This window comes from Arthrobacter sp. PAMC 25486, from assembly GCF_000785535.1.
GTDB lineage: Bacteria > Actinomycetota > Actinomycetes > Actinomycetales > Micrococcaceae > Specibacter.
Map to the genome: position 1 here is coordinate 291,193 of NZ_CP007595.1, position 19,590 is coordinate 310,782.

22 protein-coding genes and 1 riboswitch are annotated in these 19,590 nt (G+C 64.7%); of the genes, 21 read left to right on the forward strand and 1 reads right to left on the reverse strand.

Annotation, left to right across the window (positions count from 1 at the left end; genetic code table 11):
- Window positions 1–30: 30 nt before the first annotated feature.
- The 13 genes from def (at window position 31) to hisF (ending at window position 10,918) form a co-directional block, all read left to right on the forward strand.
- Window positions 31–594, forward strand: a complete 564-nt coding sequence (gene def / locus art_RS01360; RefSeq protein ID WP_038462060.1) for a peptide deformylase — start codon at window positions 31–33, stop codon at window positions 592–594.
- Window positions 591–1,511: a methionyl-tRNA formyltransferase gene (gene fmt / locus art_RS01365; protein ID WP_038462062.1), complete on the forward strand. Its 921-nt coding sequence runs from the start codon at window positions 591–593 to the stop codon at window positions 1,509–1,511. Before def ends, fmt begins: the two co-directional genes overlap by 4 nt.
- Window positions 1,508–3,067 (forward strand): RsmB/NOP family class I SAM-dependent RNA methyltransferase, encoded by a 1,560-nt coding sequence (locus art_RS01370; protein WP_038462063.1) that lies wholly within the window; start codon window positions 1,508–1,510, stop codon window positions 3,065–3,067. The genes fmt and art_RS01370 overlap by 4 nt, the downstream gene beginning before the upstream one ends.
- Before the next feature lie 79 nt (window positions 3,068–3,146).
- Window positions 3,147–3,821 carry a ribulose-phosphate 3-epimerase gene (gene rpe, locus art_RS01375; RefSeq protein ID WP_038462065.1) on the forward strand — a complete coding sequence of 225 codons (675 nt, stop codon included), beginning with the start codon at window positions 3,147–3,149 and terminating at the stop codon, window positions 3,819–3,821.
- A 228-nt stretch (window positions 3,822–4,049) separates the two neighbouring features.
- Window positions 4,050–4,194, forward strand: a riboswitch (FMN riboswitch).
- Window positions 4,195–4,317: 123 nt separating this feature from the next.
- Entirely contained in the window at window positions 4,318–5,058 is a 741-nt protein-coding gene (pnuC, locus tag art_RS01380; RefSeq protein WP_038462067.1) for a nicotinamide riboside transporter PnuC, read from the forward strand.
- Window positions 5,055–6,194: a bifunctional diaminohydroxyphosphoribosylaminopyrimidine deaminase/5-amino-6-(5-phosphoribosylamino)uracil reductase RibD gene (ribD, locus tag art_RS01385; protein WP_052135878.1), complete on the forward strand. Its 1,140-nt coding sequence runs from the start codon at window positions 5,055–5,057 to the stop codon at window positions 6,192–6,194. Before pnuC ends, ribD begins: the two co-directional genes overlap by 4 nt.
- Complete coding sequence (locus art_RS01390; protein ID WP_038462069.1) at window positions 6,195–6,821, forward strand: riboflavin synthase; 627 nt, start codon at window positions 6,195–6,197, stop codon at window positions 6,819–6,821.
- A complete protein-coding gene (gene ribB / locus art_RS01395; protein WP_038462071.1) occupies window positions 6,818–7,462 on the forward strand; it encodes a 3,4-dihydroxy-2-butanone-4-phosphate synthase in 645 nt (214 codons plus the stop codon). The genes art_RS01390 and ribB overlap by 4 nt, the downstream gene beginning before the upstream one ends.
- A complete protein-coding gene (locus art_RS01400) occupies window positions 7,459–8,148 on the forward strand; it encodes a GTP cyclohydrolase II (protein ID WP_052135879.1) in 690 nt (229 codons plus the stop codon). Before ribB ends, art_RS01400 begins: the two co-directional genes overlap by 4 nt.
- On the forward strand, window positions 8,145–8,633 hold the full coding sequence (gene ribH / locus art_RS01405; RefSeq protein ID WP_038462073.1) for a 6,7-dimethyl-8-ribityllumazine synthase: 489 nt from the start codon (window positions 8,145–8,147) through the stop codon (window positions 8,631–8,633). Before art_RS01400 ends, ribH begins: the two co-directional genes overlap by 4 nt.
- A gap of 265 nt (window positions 8,634–8,898) precedes the next feature.
- A complete protein-coding gene (locus art_RS01410; RefSeq protein WP_038462075.1) occupies window positions 8,899–9,162 on the forward strand; it encodes a phosphoribosyl-ATP diphosphatase in 264 nt (87 codons plus the stop codon).
- Between the two features lie 90 nt (window positions 9,163–9,252).
- Window positions 9,253–10,098 (forward strand): ATP phosphoribosyltransferase, encoded by an 846-nt coding sequence (gene hisG, locus art_RS01415; RefSeq protein WP_038462077.1) that lies wholly within the window; start codon window positions 9,253–9,255, stop codon window positions 10,096–10,098.
- A 49-nt stretch (window positions 10,099–10,147) separates the two neighbouring features.
- The gene (hisF, locus tag art_RS01420) at window positions 10,148–10,918 is read left to right on the forward strand and encodes an imidazole glycerol phosphate synthase subunit HisF (RefSeq protein WP_038462079.1); all 771 of its coding nucleotides are present in this window, start codon (window positions 10,148–10,150) and stop codon (window positions 10,916–10,918) included.
- 122 nt (window positions 10,919–11,040) lie between these two features.
- Here the strand turns inward: hisF and art_RS01425 are convergent, their stop codons facing one another.
- Window positions 11,041–11,685 (reverse strand): TIGR03085 family metal-binding protein, encoded by a 645-nt coding sequence (locus art_RS01425; RefSeq protein WP_038468188.1) that lies wholly within the window; start codon window positions 11,683–11,685, stop codon window positions 11,041–11,043.
- 147 nt (window positions 11,686–11,832) lie between these two features.
- On the opposite strand from art_RS01425, the gene hisI reads away from it, so the two are divergent.
- The 8 genes from hisI to lgt all read left to right on the forward strand — a co-directional run bounded on the left by hisI (window position 11,833) and on the right by lgt (window position 19,257).
- The gene (gene hisI / locus art_RS01430) at window positions 11,833–12,249 is read left to right on the forward strand and encodes a phosphoribosyl-AMP cyclohydrolase (RefSeq protein WP_038468190.1); all 417 of its coding nucleotides are present in this window, start codon (window positions 11,833–11,835) and stop codon (window positions 12,247–12,249) included.
- A gap of 58 nt (window positions 12,250–12,307) precedes the next feature.
- Entirely contained in the window at window positions 12,308–13,876 is a 1,569-nt protein-coding gene (locus art_RS01435) for an anthranilate synthase component I (RefSeq protein ID WP_038462081.1), read from the forward strand.
- On the forward strand, window positions 13,873–14,484 hold the full coding sequence (locus art_RS01440) for a Trp biosynthesis-associated membrane protein (RefSeq protein ID WP_038462083.1): 612 nt from the start codon (window positions 13,873–13,875) through the stop codon (window positions 14,482–14,484). The genes art_RS01435 and art_RS01440 overlap by 4 nt, the downstream gene beginning before the upstream one ends.
- 99 nt (window positions 14,485–14,583) lie before the next feature.
- Window positions 14,584–14,859 (forward strand): HGxxPAAW family protein, encoded by a 276-nt coding sequence (locus tag art_RS01445; protein WP_052135880.1) that lies wholly within the window; start codon window positions 14,584–14,586, stop codon window positions 14,857–14,859.
- 2 nt (window positions 14,860–14,861) lie between these two features.
- Window positions 14,862–15,677, forward strand: a complete 816-nt coding sequence (gene trpC / locus art_RS01450) for an indole-3-glycerol phosphate synthase TrpC (RefSeq protein ID WP_038462085.1) — start codon at window positions 14,862–14,864, stop codon at window positions 15,675–15,677.
- A gap of 130 nt (window positions 15,678–15,807) precedes the next feature.
- A complete protein-coding gene (gene trpB / locus art_RS01455; RefSeq protein ID WP_082000496.1) occupies window positions 15,808–17,250 on the forward strand; it encodes a tryptophan synthase subunit beta in 1,443 nt (480 codons plus the stop codon).
- On the forward strand, window positions 17,243–18,085 hold the full coding sequence (gene trpA, locus art_RS01460; protein WP_052135881.1) for a tryptophan synthase subunit alpha: 843 nt from the start codon (window positions 17,243–17,245) through the stop codon (window positions 18,083–18,085). The genes trpB and trpA overlap by 8 nt, the downstream gene beginning before the upstream one ends.
- Window positions 18,082–19,257, forward strand: coding sequence for a prolipoprotein diacylglyceryl transferase (gene lgt / locus art_RS01465; protein WP_052135882.1), 1,176 nt, complete (start codon window positions 18,082–18,084; stop codon window positions 19,255–19,257). The genes trpA and lgt overlap by 4 nt, the downstream gene beginning before the upstream one ends.
- Window positions 19,258–19,590 lie beyond the last annotated feature (333 nt).

The window sequence follows — 19,590 nt, forward strand, 5'->3', positions numbered from 1 at the left end:
CACGTCAATTCCAAAGTGAGGTGCCAACCCATGGCCATCCTGAGCATTCGCATCATTGGCGACCCGGTCCTTCGGACAGTTGCCGACGAAGTGACAACCTTCGGCCCTGAACTGGCCAAACTTGTGGCGGACATGGCTGAAACCATGCATGACGTGCGCGGCGCCGGGCTGGCGGCCCCCCAAATTGGTGTCAACAAGCGCATCTTCACCTACTCCATCGACGGTGAAGAAGGCCATGTGATCAACCCGATTCTTGTGGCCAGCGACGATTTTGCCCCGGGCGAGCCCGAGGGCTGCCTGTCGGTCCCCGGGCTGGGCTACACGGTCCCGCGGCACCGCTGGGTGCGGTTGACCGGCGTCGACATGCACGGGGCAACTATCGACATCGAGGCCACCGGCACCCTGGCCAGATGCTTCCAGCACGAAACGGACCATCTCAACGGCAAACTCTACGTTGACCGCTTGGAGGGCGAGGACCGCAAGGATGCCCTGCGTGCCATCCGCATGGCCAACTACCATGACGTCACCGCCCAAACCGTCGCCAAACGGTCCCTGAGCGTCGGCTCGGCGTTCGGTGCCGGTGCCGCCCAGTGAGGGTCCTCTTTGCCGGAACACCTGCTGTTGCGTTGCCGTCACTGGAGGCCCTGCGCGCTGCCGGACATGAAATCGTCGCCGTCCTGACCCGCCCGGATGCGCCGCTTGGCCGCAAAAGGGTCCTGACGCCGTCGCCCGTTGCCGCCAGGGCAGAGGAGCTCGGCTTGCCCGTCATCAAGGCAGACAAGATCGACGCCGGAGCTGCCGCAGCCATCTCCGCAGCCGGCCCCGACGTGGCGGCCATCGTCGCCTATGGTGCACTCATCCCGGAAAGCGCCCTGAGCATTCCCGCCCACGGCTGGATCAATCTGCACTTCTCCCTGCTGCCAGCCTGGCGCGGCGCGGCGCCTGTCCAGCACTCGATCATCAACGGCGATGAAGTCACAGGGGCATCCACGTTCCTGCTGGAAAAGGGACTCGACACCGGACCCGTGTACGGCACCATGACCGAGTCCATTGCAGCGTCCGACACCAGTGAGGTGCTGCTTCAGCGGCTCTCCCACAGCGGCGCCGTACTGCTGGCACAAACCATTGACGGCATCGCGGCAGGCCAAATCTCCGGTGTTCCGCAACAAGGTGAGATCACGCTGGCGCCGAAACTGACGCTGGAGGACGGCCATGTCCAATGGGGCGATCCCGCACTGGCCATCAACCGCCGCGTCCGGGGCGTGACCACCGAGCCAGGGGCCTGGACCATGCTGGGAGGCCAGCGGTTCAAGCTGGGCCCGGTTGCGATGCGCGCCGATGTTACTGACTTGGCTCCTGCACAACTGCGGGTTGAGGGCAAGGCGGTGCTGGTGGGAACCGGTTCGCACGCTGTGGAGCTGGTGGAGGTGCAACCCGCCGGCAAGAAGATGATGAAAGCAACAGACTGGGCCCGTGGCCTGGCCAACAAGGAAGATGTGGTGTTTGAATGACCAGCGAGCAAGGCGGACGTTCGAGCCACCTCAACTCAGGTGCGGGACAAGGCTCAGGAGGTGTCCGGCGTCGTGACGACGCCGGACGCGAACGCAATCGCAGCACGGGCCGCAACAGGACGGAAACGGCGCCGGGGCAGCGAACTCGCGTCGCAGATCCCGCACGCCTGGTGGCTTTTGAGGTGCTGCGCGCCGTATCGGCCGATGATGCCTACGCAAACCTGGTCCTGCCCACGCGCATCCGCAAACACGGCCTTGACCGCCGTGACGCCGGCTTCGCCACGGAACTGACCTACGGCGCCTTGCGCGCCCAAGGCACGTACGACGCCATCTTGGCCAAGTGCGTCGACCGTCCCCTCAGCGAACTTGACCCCGCCATTTTGGATGCCCTGCGCATCGGCGTGCACCAACTCGTGGCCATGCGCGTGCCCACCCACGCCGCCCTTGACCAGACGGTGGGACTGGCCCGTGCCGTCATCGGTGCCGGGCCGTCCGGCCTGGTCAATGCCGTGCTGCGAAAGGTTGCCGCGAAGGAACTGCCGCAGTGGCTGGCAGAACTGACCGACGGACTCACTGACGAGGTCAAGATCGCCTCCATCACGCACGCCCATCCGGAATGGATTGTGCGCTCCCTGCGCCAGGCCCTGGTGGCCCACGGCCGCGACGTCAGCGAGATCACCGCACTCCTGGAGGCCGACAACGCCGCCCCGGTGGTGAACCTCGTGGCGCTGCCCGGTGTGGGCAACCTGGCCGAAGCATTGGAAGCCGGCTTCACGCCGGGGGAACTCGTGGCCGATTCCGCACTGTCCTCCGGCGGCGATGTGGGCCGTCTGGACAGTGTCCGGGACGGCACCGTCCGTGTGCAGGATGCCGGCTCCCAGCTGGTGGCCCGCGCGCTGGCGGCCGTGATGATTTCCTCGGAGAAGCCCGACGGCGAGGAACGCTGGCTTGATCTGTGCGCCGGACCCGGTGGAAAGGCCGCACTGCTGGCCGCCCTGGCCGCCGAACAGGAAGCGTGGCTGCTGGCCAACGAGCCCGCACCCCACCGCGCCAAGCTGGTCTCCCAGGCACTGGCCGCCGTCCCAGCAGACAGCTGGACCGTGCGCACGGGCGATGGCCGCGACATTGGCAAGGAACATCCCGAAGCCTTCGACCGGGTGCTGGTTGACGCGCCCTGCACAGGTTTGGGGGCCCTGCGCCGCCGGCCGGAATCACGCTGGCGCCGCAAGCTCTCGGACGTTGCCGAGCTCGGTCCGTTGCAGCGGGAACTGCTCAACTCCGCCCTGGCCGCCGTCAAGCCCGGCGGCGTCGTCGCCTACGTGACGTGCTCACCACATGTGGCCGAGACCATCGCCGTCGTCGAGGACGTGATGCGCAAGCGTGATGACCTGGAACTGCTCGACGCCGGCGCAGCCCTTGACGCTGTCAGCATCAGCGGCGCTTTGGGGGCCGGAAATGCCACCTCGGCCGTGCCGTCTCACCGGATGATGGCCCAGCTGTGGCCGCACATCCACCAAAGCGACGCCATGTTCCTGGCCCTGATTCGCAAAAACTAACCCCCGCCGGTTGCCGGCCCTGCCGCCGGCAGCGGTTCCCAGCAGAAGAATCCCACCAGAAAATGATGAGGTAACTTACGTGAGCCAAGCCATTGCATGCTGCATCAACCCCAGCATCCTCTCCGCCGATTTCGTCAACCTTGAAGCGGAACTGGCCAGGATTGCCAACGCCGATGCCGTGCACGTCGACGTCATGGACAACCATTTCGTGCCAAACCTGACCATTGGGCTGCCGGTGGTGGAGCGGATCCAGCAGATCAGCCCCGTGCCGTTGGATGCCCACCTGATGATTTCCGACGTCGACCGATGGGCGCCGCTCTACGCCGACGCCGGACTCGCCTCGGTCACCTTCCATGTGGAAGCCTCCGACGCGCCCATCAAGCTGGCTAGGGAATTGCGTGCCAGGGGTGCCAAGGCAGGCATGGCGCTGCGTCCGGCAACCGCCGTCGAACCTTATTTGGACATGCTCCCCGAACTGGACATGCTGCTCATCATGACGGTTGAGCCGGGCTTTGGCGGGCAGGCATTCCTTGACATCACACTGCCGAAGATCCGGCGCGCCCGGGCGGCCATCGAGGGCAGCGGCGTCAACGTTGCCATCCAAGTCGACGGCGGCATCACCGAGGAGACCATCACCCGTGCGGCAGAGGCAGGGGCGAACGTGTTCGTGGCTGGCTCGGCGGTCTATGGCATGCCATCACCGGCCGAGGCCATCGATGCACTGCGCGCCAAGGGCCAGCTCGCCTTCGGCTAGCCCCTCGCCAACACCCAATTTTCGAGTACGCAGTAGTTGGACCGGATGGCGCTTTCCGAGACGTTTTTCGTCCAATAACTGCGTACTCGAATTCAGGGGGAGTGGGGAACCGTTGGTGCGCCGGGAATGAAACCGGCGCCCCCACGCTTCCACTAGTAGCAAGGCGGCACCGAAAAGGTGCCATAATTATAGAAGTCGCCCGCAATCGCGGGCGCGCAACAGAAATATCACGTGCTCCGGGGTCGGTGTAATTCCGAACCGGCGGTTATAGTCCGCGACCCGCGCGCAGCCCACTGGAAACAGCTGGCAGCGCACGGTTGATCTGGTGAAATTCCGGAACCGACAGTTAAAGTCTGGATGGGAGAAGCACGAACAGCTTTGGCCGTCAGGTCAGGGGTGTGGTGGCATGCATGAACGCCGCGCATCCTTGCACCCTGCGCGCCTCGCTGAACGTTACCCCCGGAGCCATCGCGGTCTCGAAAGGGTATAGGTAACGATGGACTTTCTGCGATGGCTCTTTGACGCCAAGCTTGAATTCGCCGGCGGTGGATTCCTCCTCTGGCGTGAAGTCATAGGCAATCTTTTTGGGCTCGCCAGCGCCCTCGGCGGCATGCGCCGTAAAATCTGGGCCTGGCCGGTCGGCATTATCGGCAACCTCCTGTTGTTCACGGTCTTCATGGGCTCGGTCTTCGGCTCGCCCGAGCATGTCAACCTGTTGGGCCAGGCCGGGCGTCAAATCATGTTCATCGCCGTCTCCGTCTACGGCTGGCACCGCTGGAACCAGACCCGCCACGGGAATAACGACGCCGACACCCACGTGGGCGATGCCGTTGAGCCCCGCTGGGCCGGGGTTCGCGTACGCTGGCTTCTGGTGGGCGCGATGATCGCCGGCACAGCCATACTCACCCCGATCTTCACGGCAATGGGCTCCTACGAACCGGTCTGGGCGGATGCCTGGATCTTCATGGGTTCCCTGCTTGCCACCTATGGCATGGCCAAGGGTTGGGTTGAGTTCTGGCTGATCTGGGTGGCAGTGGACCTTGTCGGGGTGCCGCTGCTGTTCAGCGCAGGATATTACGCCTCTGCTTTCATGTACGTCTTCTACGGGGCCTTCACGCTGATCGGATTCTTTGTCTGGTGGCGTGTACGGCACAACCAGGATCTCCAGGACCGGCTAGTGTCCGTGGACACCACTTTTCCCGACATCACAGTGAGCAACAGAGAGGCCAAACCATGAATTTCAGTGAACTGTTCCCCGAGGCCATGAACAACGAGCCCGAGGTTTTCAGCGATGCCGAGATCCTTGGCATGGAAACAGCGCTCTCGGCCGCACGCCAAGGTGTCAGGGGCGCCAACCCGCTCGTGGGCGCTGTGATCATCGACGCCGACGGCACCTTCCTGGCCATCGGCTACCACCGGGGAGCCGGCACGGCCCATGCTGAAACGGACGTCATCAACCGGCTCCTGGGCACCGGCGTCAAACGGGACCTCTCGGCGGCAACACTCATCGTCACCCTTGAACCCTGCAGCCACTTTGGGTTGACCGGACCCTGCACGCAGGCCATCCTGGATGCCGGGATCGGCAATGTGGTGTTCGCCGTGCGCGACCCGCACCAGCCCGCGGCCGGCGGTGCCGAAATCCTGCACAACGAAGGCATCAACGTCCGGATGGGCCTCATGGACGCCGCGGCGGAAGACCTCAACCGGCAGTGGTTTGTGGCCGTGCGGGAAAACCGCCCATTCATCACCGCACGGCTGGCCCAAACAGTTGACGGGCGGATCGCCGCCGTCGACGGCACAAGCCAGTGGATCACGTCGCTGGAATCCCGCCAGGACTCCCACGAACTGCGGGCACGGGTTGATGCGATCGTGGTGGGCACCGGAACCGTCATTGCAGACAACCCACGACTGACGGCACGTGCCGCGGACGGCAGCGATTCGGCCAAACAGCCGCTGCGCGTCGTCATGGGCCTGCGTGACATCCCTGAAGATGCTGCGGTTAAGGGCACCTCCGCCACACCCAGCAGCCCCGACCGGCTGGGGGACGACGACTTCCTGGCCCTGCGCACGCACGACCCTCTCGCCGTCGTCAATGAATTGAAAAGCCGCGGCGTGGGCCACCTCATGATTGAAGGCGGCGCCACGATCAACGCCGCATTCCTGGCCCGGGGACTGGTCGACGAGCTCGTCGTGTACCTGGCCCCGACCCTGCTGGGCTCCGGCATTCCCGCCCTAACCGACCTTGGCATCGGCACCCTCGAACAGGCCCAGCGCTGGGAATGGGACGCCACCACCACCGGTCCCGTACAGATTCTGGGCCCGGACCTGAAGCTCACGCTCATGCCGGCCAAGGCCGCACCAGAAGGACTCTAGATGTTTACTGGAATTGTTGCAGGACGCGGCACCATACTGAGCCTGAAAAAACAGCCCGCATCAGACACCGCACGGCTTGTCCTCGAAGCCGGAGATATTCTTGACGGGCTGGATCTGGGCGGCTCGATCGCCATCAACGGCGTGTGCCTTAGCGCCGTCGAACTGGCTGCCGGAACCGTCTCCGTGGACGTCATGGGCGAAACCCTGCTGCGCACCACCACCGGCGCCCTCGCCGCCGGCGACACCGTCAACCTTGAACGCTGTGTGCTGGCCGGCGGGCGCCTGGACGGGCATGTTGTCCAGGGCCACGTGGACGGCGTGGGCACCCTGGTGCGCCGGGAAAATCAGGGCGCCTGGGACACCCTGCGCTTTGCCGTGCCCCGCGACTTGTCGCAGTATATTGCGGAGAAGGGTTCCATCGCCGTCGACGGCGTCTCACTGACGGTCACCGCCGTCAGCCCCGCCACTGACACCGAACAATGGTTCGAGGTGGGACTCATCCCCGTCACCCTGGTCAACACCGGACTCGGCGAGAAGGCAGCGGGCGGGAGCGTCAACCTTGAAGTGGATGTCCTGGCAAAATACGCCAGGCGCCTGCTCGAATTCACCACCGGAGGCGCGGCATGAACCCGCTGACATTGTTGGATCCCGTCCCGCTGGCCATTGCCGCGATCGCCCGCGGCGAGGCCGTGCTGGTGGTTGACGACGAGAACCGCGAAAACGAGGGCGACATCATCTTCGCCGCCCAGCACAGCACCCCCGCGCTCATGGGTTGGACCATCCGGCACAGCTCCGGCGTCATCTGCATCCCCATGGACGACACCCACGCCGACCGCCTGGCCCTGCCGCCCATGGTCTTGCACAACCAGGACGCCAAGGGCACCGCCTACACCGTCAGCTGCGATGCCGCGCACGGCGTCACCACCGGGATCAGCGCCACCGACAGGTCGCTGACGGCCAAGGTGTTGGCTAACCCTACTTCCATGCACGACGCCGTCACCCGGCCCGGGCACATGTTCCCCCTGCGCGCTGTGGCCGGGGGAGTGCGGCAGCGCCCGGGGCACACCGAAGCATCCGTGGACTTGTGCCGGCTGGCCGGGTGCGAACCCGTGGCCGTCATCGCCGAAGTTGTTGACGACAGCGGGGAAATGGTGCGCCTGCACGGGCTGCGTGACTTTGCCAACGCCAACGGGCTGGTACTCATCTCCATCGCCGACCTCATTGCCCACATGGGCGTGTCTGAGGTTGTCGGGGAGGTGTCGCAATGAACGCGACGGCAGCGTCGGTGAGCGGCGGGCCGCAGGTTTCGCTGCCGACCCGATTCGGCACCTTCACCGCCCAGGCCTGGATCGATTCGGCCACAGGCGCCGAGCACCTGAGCCTCAGCGCCCCCGGTGAGTGGCCGGAAGGTGACACGGCCGTCGCCAAGCCAAGGGCCGCCGTCGTGCCTCTTGTCAGGCTGCACTCGGAATGCCTCACAGGGGATGTTTTCGGCTCGTACCGCTGCGATTGTGGCGAACAGCTGGACTACGCCCTTGAGCATATTCACCGGCGCGGCGGCACCCTGGTGTACCTGCGCGGACATGAAGGGCGCGGCATCGGGCTGGCGAACAAGATACGCGCCTACAGCCTGCAGGAGTCCGGTGCGGACACGGTGGAGGCCAACGAACAGCTGGGGCTGCCCGTTGACGCCCGTGATTACGCGGCCGCGGCGGGTATTTTGCAGGCGCTGGGACTCACCCGCATTGCGCTGCTGAGCAACAATCCGCTGAAGCAGGCGGACCTCTCACGCCACGGCATCGAGGTGCTCGAGGTGGTGCCCACAAAGATTGCCGCCCGGGCCGAGAATTTGCGTTATTTGAAGACCAAGCGGGACCGCATGCACCATGCGCTCACCATCAGCACACCCAGCAAAACCCCCACCAACACCAGCCCGGAAGGACTTTCATCATGAGCGGACACGGAGCACCAACCATAGGCTTTGACGCGGCCGGCCAAGCACAGGCTGCCTCCTTGAAGGTGGCGATCGTTGCCGCCAGCTGGCACACCGAAATCATGGACGGGCTGCTGGCCGGGGCCCTGCGCGGGGCCGCCGATGCCGGCATTGCGGTCCCTGTTGTGGTGCGCGTGCCCGGCAGTTTTGAACTGCCCGTTGCAGCCGCACGGCTGGCTGCTTCCTTTGACGTGGTCGTGGCGCTGGGCGTGGTCATCCGGGGCGGCACTCCGCACTTTGACTACGTCTGCCAGGCCGCCACCATGGGCCTGACGGATGTCAGCGTGCGTACCGGGGTCCCCGTCGGCTTTGGCGTGCTGACCTGCGACACCGAGGAGCAGGGTCTGGACCGTGCAGGGCTCCCCGGATCGGTGGAGGACAAGGGGCACGAGGCCATCACGGCCGCCGTGGCAACCGCCCTGACACTGGCCGGCCTGGGCGTCTAGCCACTACTGCCGAGATATGACATGACGCCCTCCACTACTGCCGAGGTGTGACATGACGCCCTCCACTACTGCCGAGGTGTGACATGACGCCCTCTCAAGCCGGCACGCACAGGGCTCATCTTACATCTCGGCAGGAATGGGCGGGACCTTGCCAAATGTAGACCAGCACGAGCGCAGGGTGTTCAACCACACCATGTGTTCACATGTTGGACACGCATCGTCTCAAAATCCGCGATCCCGCTCGCCAACCAGTAAGGTGGACTGCGTGAAGACCTTCGATTCCCTTTTTGATGAGCTCAGTGCGAAAGCCGCAGCGCGGCCCGCTGGCTCACGTACCGTCGCCGAACTTGATTCCGGCGTCCACGGTATCGGCAAGAAAGTGGTTGAGGAAGCCGCTGAGGTGTGGATGGCCGCCGAATATGAATCGGACGAGGCCTGTGCCGAAGAGATTTCCCAGCTGTTCTACCACCTGCAGGTCATGATGATCGCAAAAGGTTTGACCCTTCAGGACGTTTACAAGCATCTCTAGCCACCTGCCGTGGCTGCTTGACCAACCCTGAAAAGGCGTTGCCCACAACGCCTGGACCTTTGCTTGAAACAACCTGAAAGACTTACTAATATGCTGCGTGTTGCCGTCCCGAACAAGGGCTCCCTGTCAGAATCCGCCTCTGCAATGTTGGCGGAGGCTGGCTATCGCCAGCGTCGCGACTCCCGCGAATTGGTCATGGTTGACCCCGAGAACAACGTTGAATTCTTCTTCCTGCGTCCCCGCGACATCGCCGTCTACGTCGGTGCCGGCACTCTTGATGTGGGCATCACCGGCCGCGACCTGCTGATGGACGCCCAGGTCGACGCCGAGGAACTTCTGCCCTTGGGCTTCGCCAAATCCACCTTCCGCTTTGCCGGTCCGGTGGGTGACTTCTCCAGTGCCGCCGAATTGGAGGGCAAGCGCCTTGCCACCAGCTACGACGGACTGCTCCGCGAATACCTCGCCGAATTGGGCATCAACGCCCAGGTGGTCCGACTCGACGGTGCGGTTGAATCCTCCGTCCGTCTCGGTGTGGCAGACGCCATCGCCGACGTCGTGGAAACCGGCAGCACGCTCAAGGCCGCCGGCATGGAAATCTTCGGCGAGCCCATCCTGAGCTCGGAGGCGTTGCTGATTGGCCGACGCGGCGTCACCCCGCCCCCCGGCGTCGAGGTGCTGATCCGCCGCTTGCACAGCGTTTTGGTGGCACGCCAGTACGTCCTTTTGGATTACGACGTTCCCAAGACGCTCATGGACCAGGCCACCGCGCTGACCCCCGGCCTGGAATCACCCACCGTCTCACCGCTGCGCGACACCGACTGGGTGGCCGTGCGCTCCATGGTGTTGGCCAAGGACACGAACCGGATCATGGACGAACTCTATGAACTTGGCGCCCGCGCCATCCTGGTCAGCAACATCCACGCCTGCCGCATCTAATCCAGCGTCCGGCAGTGCCCATCATTTTTCGCTTAAGAAGGTATCTGCCATGAGTGTTGCCATCCGAGTCATTCCCTGCCTTGACGTTGACAACGGCCGCGTGGTCAAGGGCGTCAAGTTCCAAAACCTGCGCGACGCCGGAGATCCAGTTGAGCTGGCCCAGCGGTACGACCGTGCCGGTGCAGATGAGCTGACGTTCCTTGACGTCACCGCATCCTCCGGCAACCGGGAAACAACCTTCGATGTCGTCTCCCGCGCCGCCGAGCAAATCTTCATCCCGCTGACGGTGGGCGGGGGAGTGCGCGAGGTCTCCGACGTCGACAAGCTGCTGCGTTTCGGTGCCGACAAGGCCTCCATCAACACAGCAGCCATTGCCCGCCCGTCCGTGATCGATGAGATCACCCGCCGGTTCGGCTCCCAAGTCCTGGTGCTCAGCGTAGACGCGCGGCGCACCCAGGACGGGATCACGCCGTCGGGCTTTGAAGTGACAACCCACGGCGGGCGCAAGGGTACCGGCCTCGACGCCATCGAGTGGGCGAAGGAGGCGGCCGACCGCGGTGTGGGCGAAATCCTGCTGAACTCGATCGACGCCGACGGCACCAAGGAGGGCTTCGACCTGGAGCTCATTCGCCTCGTTCGTGCCGCCGTCCACATCCCGATCATTGCCTCGGGGGGCGCCGGGAAACCCGAGCACTTCCCGCCGGCTGTTGCCGCCGGTGCCAATGCCGTGCTGGCCGCATCCGTGTTCCACTTTGGCCCGGACAGCGCCATCGCCGACGTCAAGAAGGCCATCCGCGAAGCAGGCTACGAGGTCCGGTAACCGCACCATTTGATGTTCACGGGTGGCTCTCCGGATCTATGACGCAGTTGTTGCATGAAAATCGCCCCAGAAAGCGCTTTCCACTGCAACAACTGCGTCATAGATGTTTAACGAGGCGAGGGCTACAGGCCTATGTCGGCTGTCTGCAGAAGTGCGACGGCGTCCGGCTGGCCCTCGAAGGACACCAGGGCTTCACCGGTGCGACCGCTGGCATGGAGCAGCAGCTCGCCGGGATCGCCGATGATGGCCACAGACACCGGGGCCCGTTTGGCCACATGCCGCGGGCCGGAAGGGTTGACCAAAACAAGGCCGAGGTCCACGCTGCGGTACAGGAACGCTGCCCGCTTGAGCAGTTCAGCCCACAGCGCGTCGGAGTAGCTGGCGTCGAGGGACCGTGGCGCCCAGCGGTCCCGGGCGCGACGTACATCTTCGGTGTGGACAAAGAACTCGGTCAGGTTCGCATTGTGGTCAATGGCCTTCACCGCGAACGGGGAGAGCTTGGGGGGACCTGCCCGGAACTTCTGCACCAGTGCCGCAAATGCTTCGGGTGTGCTGGAGGCAGCCGCGAGTTCGGCGATGGCCTTGTCGGTCGCCTTCTTCCAGGGCTTGAGCACCATGCCGAGGCCGACGCGCGGGTTGTGTTCGCGCAGGACTAGGTGCGCGGCCAGCTCTTGGGTGCGCCAACCTTCACATAACGTGGGGGCTCCCGGCCCTGCGGCCAGCAGGGTCTCGGCGAGGACTTCACGGGAAGGTTCTACAAATTGCATCACTTGTGAAATTAGCATGTATTCGCTGCGGACGGCAGCATGAACCACCACTTTGGCACGGCTTGTTCCGCAATACCTTGCCCCGGACGTCCACGCAACGGTCAGGATGGCCCGTTTCGGGCGTCGGTGGCACTAGAATTGGCCTTGATGCAGCAAAGTCCAGACCCCCAGAAAACATCCGCAGATGCCACCAGCCATGCCGCCTTCGAGTTGCCCGCCGAGGTTGCCGCAATGCTCAAGCATGACGACGCCGGGCTCGTGGCGGCGGTCATCCAGCAATTCGACAGCCGCGAAGTGCTCATGCTCGGCTGGATGGACAACGAGGCCCTGCGCCGCACACTGTCCTCCGGCCGGGTGACGTTCTACTCACGCTCCCGCCAGGAATACTGGCGCAAGGGCGACACCTCGGGGCACTTCCAGTATGTGAAGTCCGTGGCCCTGGACTGCGACGGTGACGCCCTGCTGATCAACGTCGACCAGGTGGGCGCCCCCTGCCACACCGGCACACACACGTGCTTTGATGCCCGGGCGCTGAACGCCGTCGTGGGCAGCCGCGGCGCATAATTCGCCTGCACAGCCGCCGCTGTTCCTCGTAACTGATAAGAAGAAAGCCAAACAATTCATGCAAGATCTAGGTGTCATCAGCCCCTCCCTGGCAGAGTTCCGGGAACTGGCCCGCACCCGCCGGGTCGTCCCCGTCCACCTGAAGGTCCTCGCCGACGCACAAACCCCCATCGGCCTCTACCGTTCCCTCGCGGCCGGCGCGCCAGGCACCTTCTTGATGGAGTCGGCTGCCGTGGGCGGCGTCTGGTCGCGCTATTCCTTCATCGGTGTGCGCTCCAGTGCCACCTTGACCACGCACGACGGCGGGGCGTTCTGGCAGGGGGAGCCTCCCGTGGGCGTGCCCTTGGCAGGTAACCCGGTGGATGCCATGGAGGCGACTCTGAAGTTGCTCGCCACGGAACGCTTTGAGGGACTGCCGCCGTTCACTTCCGGCCTGGTGGGCTTTGTTGGCTGGGAAGCGGTGCGGCATTGGGAGAAGTTACCCACCCCGCCGCTGGATGACCTGCACCTGCCCGAGCTGGCGTTGAATCTGGTGGCCGACATGGCCGTCCACGACAACAACGAAGGCACCGTGCTGTTGATCGCCAACGCCATCAACGCGAACGGCACGGATGAGAACGTGGACGGTGCCTGGCATGACGCCGTCGCCCGCGTCCAGGCCATGCTGGCCCAGCTGAGCGCGCCGGTGGCCCAGCCCATGTCCGTGCTGGACGTTCCTGCCGCCAGCTTTGCCGACAGCGTCCAGGAACGCTGGGACCGCAATGAATACCTGAAGGCCCTTGATCTTGCCAAGGAAGCCATCGTTGACGGTGAGGTGTTCCAGGTGGTGGTCTCCCGCCGCTTTGAAATGGTGTGTGAGGCCTCAGCCCTGGACGTGTACCGCGTACTGCGCAACACGAACCCCAGCCCGTATATGTACCTGTACAGCTTTGAGGACGGCCAGGGCCAACCGTATTCGATTGTGGGTTCTTCCCCGGAAGCACTCGTGAGCGTGCTTGGGCAGGAAGTTATCACGCACCCCATCGCCGGATCCCGTCCGCGCGGGGCCACCACGGAGGACGACAAATGGCTGGCGAAGGATCTGCTCGCCGATGAGAAGGAACGCTCCGAGCACCTGATGCTCGTTGACCTGTCCCGCAACGACCTCTCCAAGGTGTGCGCGCCGGGCACCGTGGACGTCACCCAGTTCATGGAGGTGGAGCGCTTCAGCCACATCATGCACCTGGTCTCCACAGTGGTTGGCACCCTCAGCCCCGGCAAGAACGCCTACGACGTCCTTGCAGCAACGTTCCCGGCCGGGACACTGTCCGGTGCACCCAAGCCCAGGGCGCTGCGCCTGCTGGATGAACTGGAACCGCACCGCCGCGGCATCTACGGTGGGGTCGTGGGCTACCTCGACTTCGCCGGTGACATGGACATGGCCATCGCCATCCGCTCGGCACTGCTGCGCGACGGCAAGGCCTATGTGCAGGCCGGTGGCGGAATCGTCGCCGACTCGGTGAATGAGACCGAAGCGGAAGAAACCGTGAACAAGGCGGCCGCACCCTTGCGGGCCGTGTATGCGGCAGCTTCCCTGCGCGCACTCGAGGACACAGTCCCTGGACAGAACGCAGGAACGCAATCATGAGCACAGAACGTCCCCACAGCAGCGCCATCACCACGCCAAAATGGCGGCGCAAGTCGTCGCTGATGCTGCTGGCAGTGCTGGCCGCACTAGCAGTTTTTGGCACCACTACCCAGACCTGGATCCACGTGGCCATCGGCCCCAGCGAGGTGGTCCAGAGCGACCTGAACATTCCCGGCAGCAAGGCTGCCGTGGCCGTCTCCGCCCTGGCACTGGTGGCCCTGGCAGGAGCCCTGGCCACGAGCATCGCCGGGAAAATCGCGCGCATCATCACCAGCACCATAGTCTTCCTGAGCGCGGCGGGGATCATCGCCGTCGTACTTGGCGTACTGGCTGATCCGGTGGGTGCTGCGGCAGCGGAGGTGGGCTTGGCGACAGGGATCGACGGCCAGTCCTCGGATGCCACCACCACCATTTTTCCGGTGCTGGCCGTTGCCGCCGCAGCAGTGCTGGCCCTGGCCGCCCTGCTGATCCTGTGGTTTGGCCGCTCCTGGAATGTGCGCACCAAATATGATGCGGCCAAGACCACTCCGCAGGCGGAATCGTCGGGTCCCGTGGACGAGATTGACAGCTGGGACCAGCTCAGCCGGGGCGAGGACCCCACCGCCTGAGTGGGGCACGAGTCCGCGGAGTGCGCCGCTTTCGGCTTCCACGGGCAAGTAATGGCAGAATGTAATTTTAGTATCCGCGTTAAAATAGGGAGATTTACCATGAGCAACAAGACGGCTGCCTCAGTATCCGTGCAGGAACCCATTGACCACAGCATTGAGCTGGGGCACGGAAACAGCCCGGCAGCGTGGACAAGCGTCGCCGTCATGCTGATTGGTGTGCTCATTGGCTGCGTCGCCTTCCTCATGGGCGAGAGCGCAACCCTGCTGTTCTGGATCGGTGTCGGCGTCATTGCTGTTGGCGTCATCCTGGGCCCCGTCCTGAAAATGGCGGGCTACGGCGTCGGCGGAAGCAAGCTGAAGAGCAACGGCCACTGACAGTGAGCGTTTTGCAGGAGATTATTGACGGTGTCCGTCAGGACCTGGCGGCCCGCCAGCAATTGGTGAGCCTGGCAGACCTCCAGGAACGAATCACGCACGTGGCCCCGGCACTCGATGCCTGGGCCGCGCTGGACGGACCGTCGGCGCAGCGACCCGAGCTGCAGGTCATCGCGGAGGTTAAACGCCGCAGCCCGTCCAAGGGTGAGCTGGCCGGCATCGCCGACCCTGCCGAGCTCGCACAGCAATACCGCGACGGCGGAGCCTCCGTCATCAGTGTCCTCACCGAGGAGCGCCGCTTCGGCGGCTCCCTCGCCGACCTGGACGCTGTGCGCGCAGCCGTGGACATCCCCGTGCTGCGCAAGGACTTCACCTGCGACCCCTACATGATCTGGGAAGCCCGCGCCCACGGCGCCGACCTGGTGCTGCTCATCGTGGCTGCGCTGACCGACGAGGATTTGACCGGCTACCTGGCGTTGACCCACCAGCTCGGCATGAACGCCGTGGTGGAGACGCACACCGCTGAAGAGATCGAGCGGGCCGTGGCGGTCGGTGCCAAGATCATTGGCATCAACGTCCGCAACCTGAAGACACTTGACGTGGACCGCGGCGTGTTTGCCACGCTTGCCGGCAATATCCCGGCAGGTCCCGTGGTGGTGGCCGAGTCAGGTGTCCGCGACGTGTCCGACGTCGAGCATTACAGCGCACACGGTGCCCACGCCATTTTGGTGGGGGAGGCTCTGGTCAAGGACGCCACCCCGCGCGAGCGGATCGGTGCATTCAAGGCTGCCGGGGCGCTGGCCATCAGCACACGCTAGACGGCCCGCACGGGCAGCGTCGGGAAACTTTTGCACAGTGGCGCAGTGCGGAGGCGGCGGGACCCTGGCGGGTCCTGCCGCCGATTGATTATTAGTGCACAACTATCCAAGGAACAGGACGGTGGAACTGATGGCTGACATGCCAGCAGCTTCGACACAAGATCCCGCCGACATGGTGGATCCGGCAACAGCTTTCCTGCAGGGCCATGCCCCTGCAGACCCGGCCGCGGAGCATTCGCTGCGCCACGCGCCAGGACCGTACTTTGGCAGCTACGGCGGACGCTGGATGCCTGAATCGCTCATCGCCGCCCTGGATGAACTTGAAGACACCTTTGAAAAGGCCAAGATCGATCCGGAATTTCTTGCCGAGATCGCCGAATTGAACAAGAACTACTCGGGCCGGCCGTCGCTGCTGACCGAGGCCAAACGCTTCAGCGAGCACGCCGGCGGGGCCCGCGTGTTCCTTAAGCGTGAGGACCTGAACCACACCGGTTCGCACAAGATCAACAACGTTCTGGGCCAGGCCCTCCTGGCCAAGCGCATGGGCAAGACCCGCGTGATTGCCGAGACCGGTGCCGGCCAGCACGGCGTCGCCAGCGCCACGGCCGCCGCCCTTCTGGGCCTGGAATGCGTTGTGTACATGGGTGCTGAGGACTGCCGGCGCCAGGCGCTGAACGTAGCGCGCATGCAGCTGCTGGGTGCCACAGTGGTGCCTGTGACGAACGGTTCACAGACGCTCAAAGACGCGATCAACGACGCCCTGCGCGACTGGGTCGCCAACGTTGACAACACCCACTACCTGCTCGGCACCGCAGCCGGCGCCCACCCGTTCCCGGCCATGGTGCGCTTCTTCCACGAAGTGATCGGCGAAGAGGCCCGCGGCCAGATCATCGAGCAGATCGGGCGGCTCCCCGACGCCGTCTGCGCCTGCATTGGCGGCGGCTCCAACGCCATCGGCCTGTTCCACGGCTTCCTGGATGACCCATCCGTGAAAATCTACGGATTTGAGGCAGGCGGCGACGGCGTCGACACCGGCCGCCATGCCGCCACCATCACGCTGGGCCGCCCCGGCGTGCTGCACGGGGCACGCTCCTACCTGATGCAGGATGACGACGGCCAGACCATCGAGTCCCACTCCATCTCCGCCGGCCTGGACTACCCGGGCGTCGGCCCCGAACACTCCTACCTGAACGACATCGGCCGTGTCACGTACGAGCCCATCACGGACACCGAAGCGATGGACGCCTTCAAGCTGCTCTGCCGCACCGAAGGCATCATCCCGGCCATTGAGTCCTCCCACGCATTGGCGGGGGCCCTCAAGGTCGGCCAGCGGCTCACGGAAGGTGAGGCCACGCCGTCGGACATTGTGATCATCGTGAACCTCTCCGGCCGCGGCGACAAGGACGTCCAAACGGCAGCCGACTGGTTCGGCATGCTGGATGAAAACGGCAACGTCAAGGGTACGATGCTCTCCACCCGGACCGCCAAGGGTGCAGCCCACGGCGCCGGAGCAGACCCCATGGCCGCTGCGGAGAGCGCAAATATCAACGCAGAGGACGCCAGCAATGAGTGAGACCACCAACACCGGCGCCATCGTGAGCAAGTCGGCCGCCGCCATCGACCGGGCCAAGGCTGCCGGGCGCAAGGCGCTCATCGCGTACCTGCCGGCAGGCTTCCCCGATAAGCAGGGCTCGATTGACGCGGCCATCGCGGTGGCCCGCAACGGCGCCGACATCATCGAGATCGGCATCCCTTACTCGGATCCCGTCATGGACGGCGCCGTCATCCAGGCCGCCACCACGGCGGCCCTGGCCAATGGCTTCCACGTCTCGGATGTCTTCGACATTGTTGCCGCCATCACGGCCGAAACCGATGCTGCCGTCATGGTCATGACCTATTGGAACCCCGTCATGCGCATGGGCGTTGACGAATTCTCCCGCCGCCTGGCCGAGGCCGGCGGCGCGGGACTCATCACCCCGGACCTGATCCCGGACGAGGCGGCGGAATGGTATGCCGCCTCCGACAAATACGGTCTGGACCGGGTGTTCCTTGTGGCGCCGTCGTCCACGTCCGAACGTGTCGCCATGACGGTGGAGGCAACGCGGGGCTTTGTCTACGCCGTCTCGATCATGGGTGTCACCGGCGCCCGCACCACCGTCTCCAGCGCGGCGGAGGCTGTTGTGGCTGCTGCGCACAATGCGGGCGCCGAGCGTGCCTGCGTGGGCCTGGGAGTTTCCCGTCCGGAACACGTCCGTGAAATTGCCGCCTACGCAGACGGTGTCATTGTGGGCACCGCCCTCGTGGCAGCCCTGCGCGACGGCGGTGTGCCCGCAGTGGGCGCATTGACGAAGGAACTCAGCTCAGGGTTCGACGCGCCCTCCAATTCCAACACGGAAGCAGCCCAGTGATCTCCACACTTGCACCCCACGGCCTGGCCGGCAGCGTGGCGGCGGCCATCCCGGCACCCGCCTGGTCCGGTTTTGACATTGGCCCCCTGCGCATCCACGCCTACGCGTTGTGCATTCTGCTGGGCATCGTCGCCGCGCTTTGGCTGACCGACCGGCGCTGGAATCGCCGCGGCGGGCCCGAAGGCTCCATCTGGGACATCGCCATCTGGGCCATCCCCTTCGGCATCATCGGCGGCCGGCTGTACCACGTGTTCTCTTCTCCGGACGCGTATTTCGGCCCCGGCTTTGACGGCACCGGCGACCTCTCCCTGATCCCGCAAATCTGGCTCGGCGGTCTCGGCATCTGGGGTGCCGTGGTGCTGGGCGTGGTCGGTGCCTGGATCGGCTGCCGGCGTGCCAACGTGAAGATTTCAGCGTTCATTGACGCTGCTGCTCCCGGCATCCTGCTGGCCCAGGCCATAGGCCGCTGGGGCAACTACTTCAACCAGGAACTGTTCGGCGGCCCCACCACCCTGCCCTGGGGCCTGAGCGTTGCTCCCGAATTTGTGCCCTCCGGCTTCAGCCCCGACACACTGTTCCACCCCACCTTCCTGTACGAATGCATCTGGAATGTCCTGGGTGTTGTGGCGCTGCTGCTGATCGACCGCAAGTTGCGCCTGCGCAGCGGCCGACTCTTCCTGCTCTACGCCATGATCTACACCGCCGGCCGCGTCTGGATCGAAATGCTCCGCATCGATTCCGCCGAGCAGATCACCTTCTTCGGCATCACCGCCCGCCTCAACGTCTGGACCAGCATCCTGGTGTTCGTGGTGGCCCTGGTCCTGTTCATCGTGATCGGCATGCTGCGCCGCGGCAAGTCCGACGACTCCGTCTACCTGCCCGGCCACGAGCCTGCCGCTGAGCTGGTTGCCACAGGTGCGGCCAGGGTATCCGATGCCAAGGGTGACGCGGCCAAGGAAGGTGCCGTTGCGACCGAGCCGGCCGAGGCTTCTGCTGCCGAGGATGCTACGGCCAAGCACGACGCCGTTCCAACCGGGCGCCGTGCAGCGGAGCGTGCCGCTGGGGAACCGTCCGCAACGGACGCCGCGAAGTCCTCCTCGAGCGAAGCTGGCGCTGATTCCGCATCGGTGAAGTCGGGACAGACCGACAGCAGTTCGACAAAGGACAAGTAGTTTGGCACGCAATGGCCTGCGTGAGCGGACGTTGCACAGACACGAGTGAACTGACATTAGGCGGTCCCGGAACCCCGGGGCCGCCTTTTGTATGCACTGATCCAGGCCGGAACCTTGCCGCCGCTCCTGTCGTGACACGCCCAGCAGCTCCAGGCTAGGTCGCGCTCAACCACCCGCCTCGAACTCGCAGTTGATGCTCTCAAGCCGCCATTAGAGGACATCAACTGCGAGTTCGAGGCTCAATGCGCCAGTGACACCCACAGGCTCCCACGATGCGCGTCCACCGAGGCGATCCTGCCACGCGAACGGCTCCGGGAACAGTGTCGCTCGAAC

What these genes read in the sequence shown, in the direction of transcription:
- def (WP_038462060.1), top strand. Translation starts at nt 31, where the DNA reads ATGGCCATCCTGAGCATTCGCATCATTGGCGACCCGGTCCTTCGGACA.
- art_RS01370 (WP_038462063.1), top strand. Translation starts at nt 1,508, where the DNA reads ATGACCAGCGAGCAAGGCGGACGTTCGAGCCACCTCAACTCAGGTGCG.
- pnuC (WP_038462067.1), top strand. Translation starts at nt 4,318, where the DNA reads ATGGACTTTCTGCGATGGCTCTTTGACGCCAAGCTTGAATTCGCCGGC.
- ribD (WP_052135878.1), top strand. Translation starts at nt 5,055, where the DNA reads ATGAATTTCAGTGAACTGTTCCCCGAGGCCATGAACAACGAGCCCGAG.
- art_RS01390 (WP_038462069.1), top strand. Translation starts at nt 6,195, where the DNA reads ATGTTTACTGGAATTGTTGCAGGACGCGGCACCATACTGAGCCTGAAA.
- ribB (WP_038462071.1), top strand. Translation starts at nt 6,818, where the DNA reads ATGAACCCGCTGACATTGTTGGATCCCGTCCCGCTGGCCATTGCCGCG.
- art_RS01400 (WP_052135879.1), top strand. Translation starts at nt 7,459, where the DNA reads ATGAACGCGACGGCAGCGTCGGTGAGCGGCGGGCCGCAGGTTTCGCTG.
- ribH (WP_038462073.1), top strand. Translation starts at nt 8,145, where the DNA reads ATGAGCGGACACGGAGCACCAACCATAGGCTTTGACGCGGCCGGCCAA.
- hisG (WP_038462077.1), top strand. Translation starts at nt 9,253, where the DNA reads ATGCTGCGTGTTGCCGTCCCGAACAAGGGCTCCCTGTCAGAATCCGCC.
- hisF (WP_038462079.1), top strand. Translation starts at nt 10,148, where the DNA reads ATGAGTGTTGCCATCCGAGTCATTCCCTGCCTTGACGTTGACAACGGC.
- art_RS01425 (WP_038468188.1), bottom strand. Translation starts at nt 11,685, where the DNA reads ATGCAATTTGTAGAACCTTCCCGTGAAGTCCTCGCCGAGACCCTGCTG.
- hisI (WP_038468190.1), top strand. Translation starts at nt 11,833, where the DNA reads ATGCAGCAAAGTCCAGACCCCCAGAAAACATCCGCAGATGCCACCAGC.
- art_RS01435 (WP_038462081.1), top strand. Translation starts at nt 12,308, where the DNA reads ATGCAAGATCTAGGTGTCATCAGCCCCTCCCTGGCAGAGTTCCGGGAA.
- art_RS01440 (WP_038462083.1), top strand. Translation starts at nt 13,873, where the DNA reads ATGAGCACAGAACGTCCCCACAGCAGCGCCATCACCACGCCAAAATGG.
- art_RS01445 (WP_052135880.1), top strand. Translation starts at nt 14,584, where the DNA reads ATGAGCAACAAGACGGCTGCCTCAGTATCCGTGCAGGAACCCATTGAC.
- trpB (WP_082000496.1), top strand. Translation starts at nt 15,808, where the DNA reads ATGGCTGACATGCCAGCAGCTTCGACACAAGATCCCGCCGACATGGTG.
- trpA (WP_052135881.1), top strand. Translation starts at nt 17,243, where the DNA reads ATGAGTGAGACCACCAACACCGGCGCCATCGTGAGCAAGTCGGCCGCC.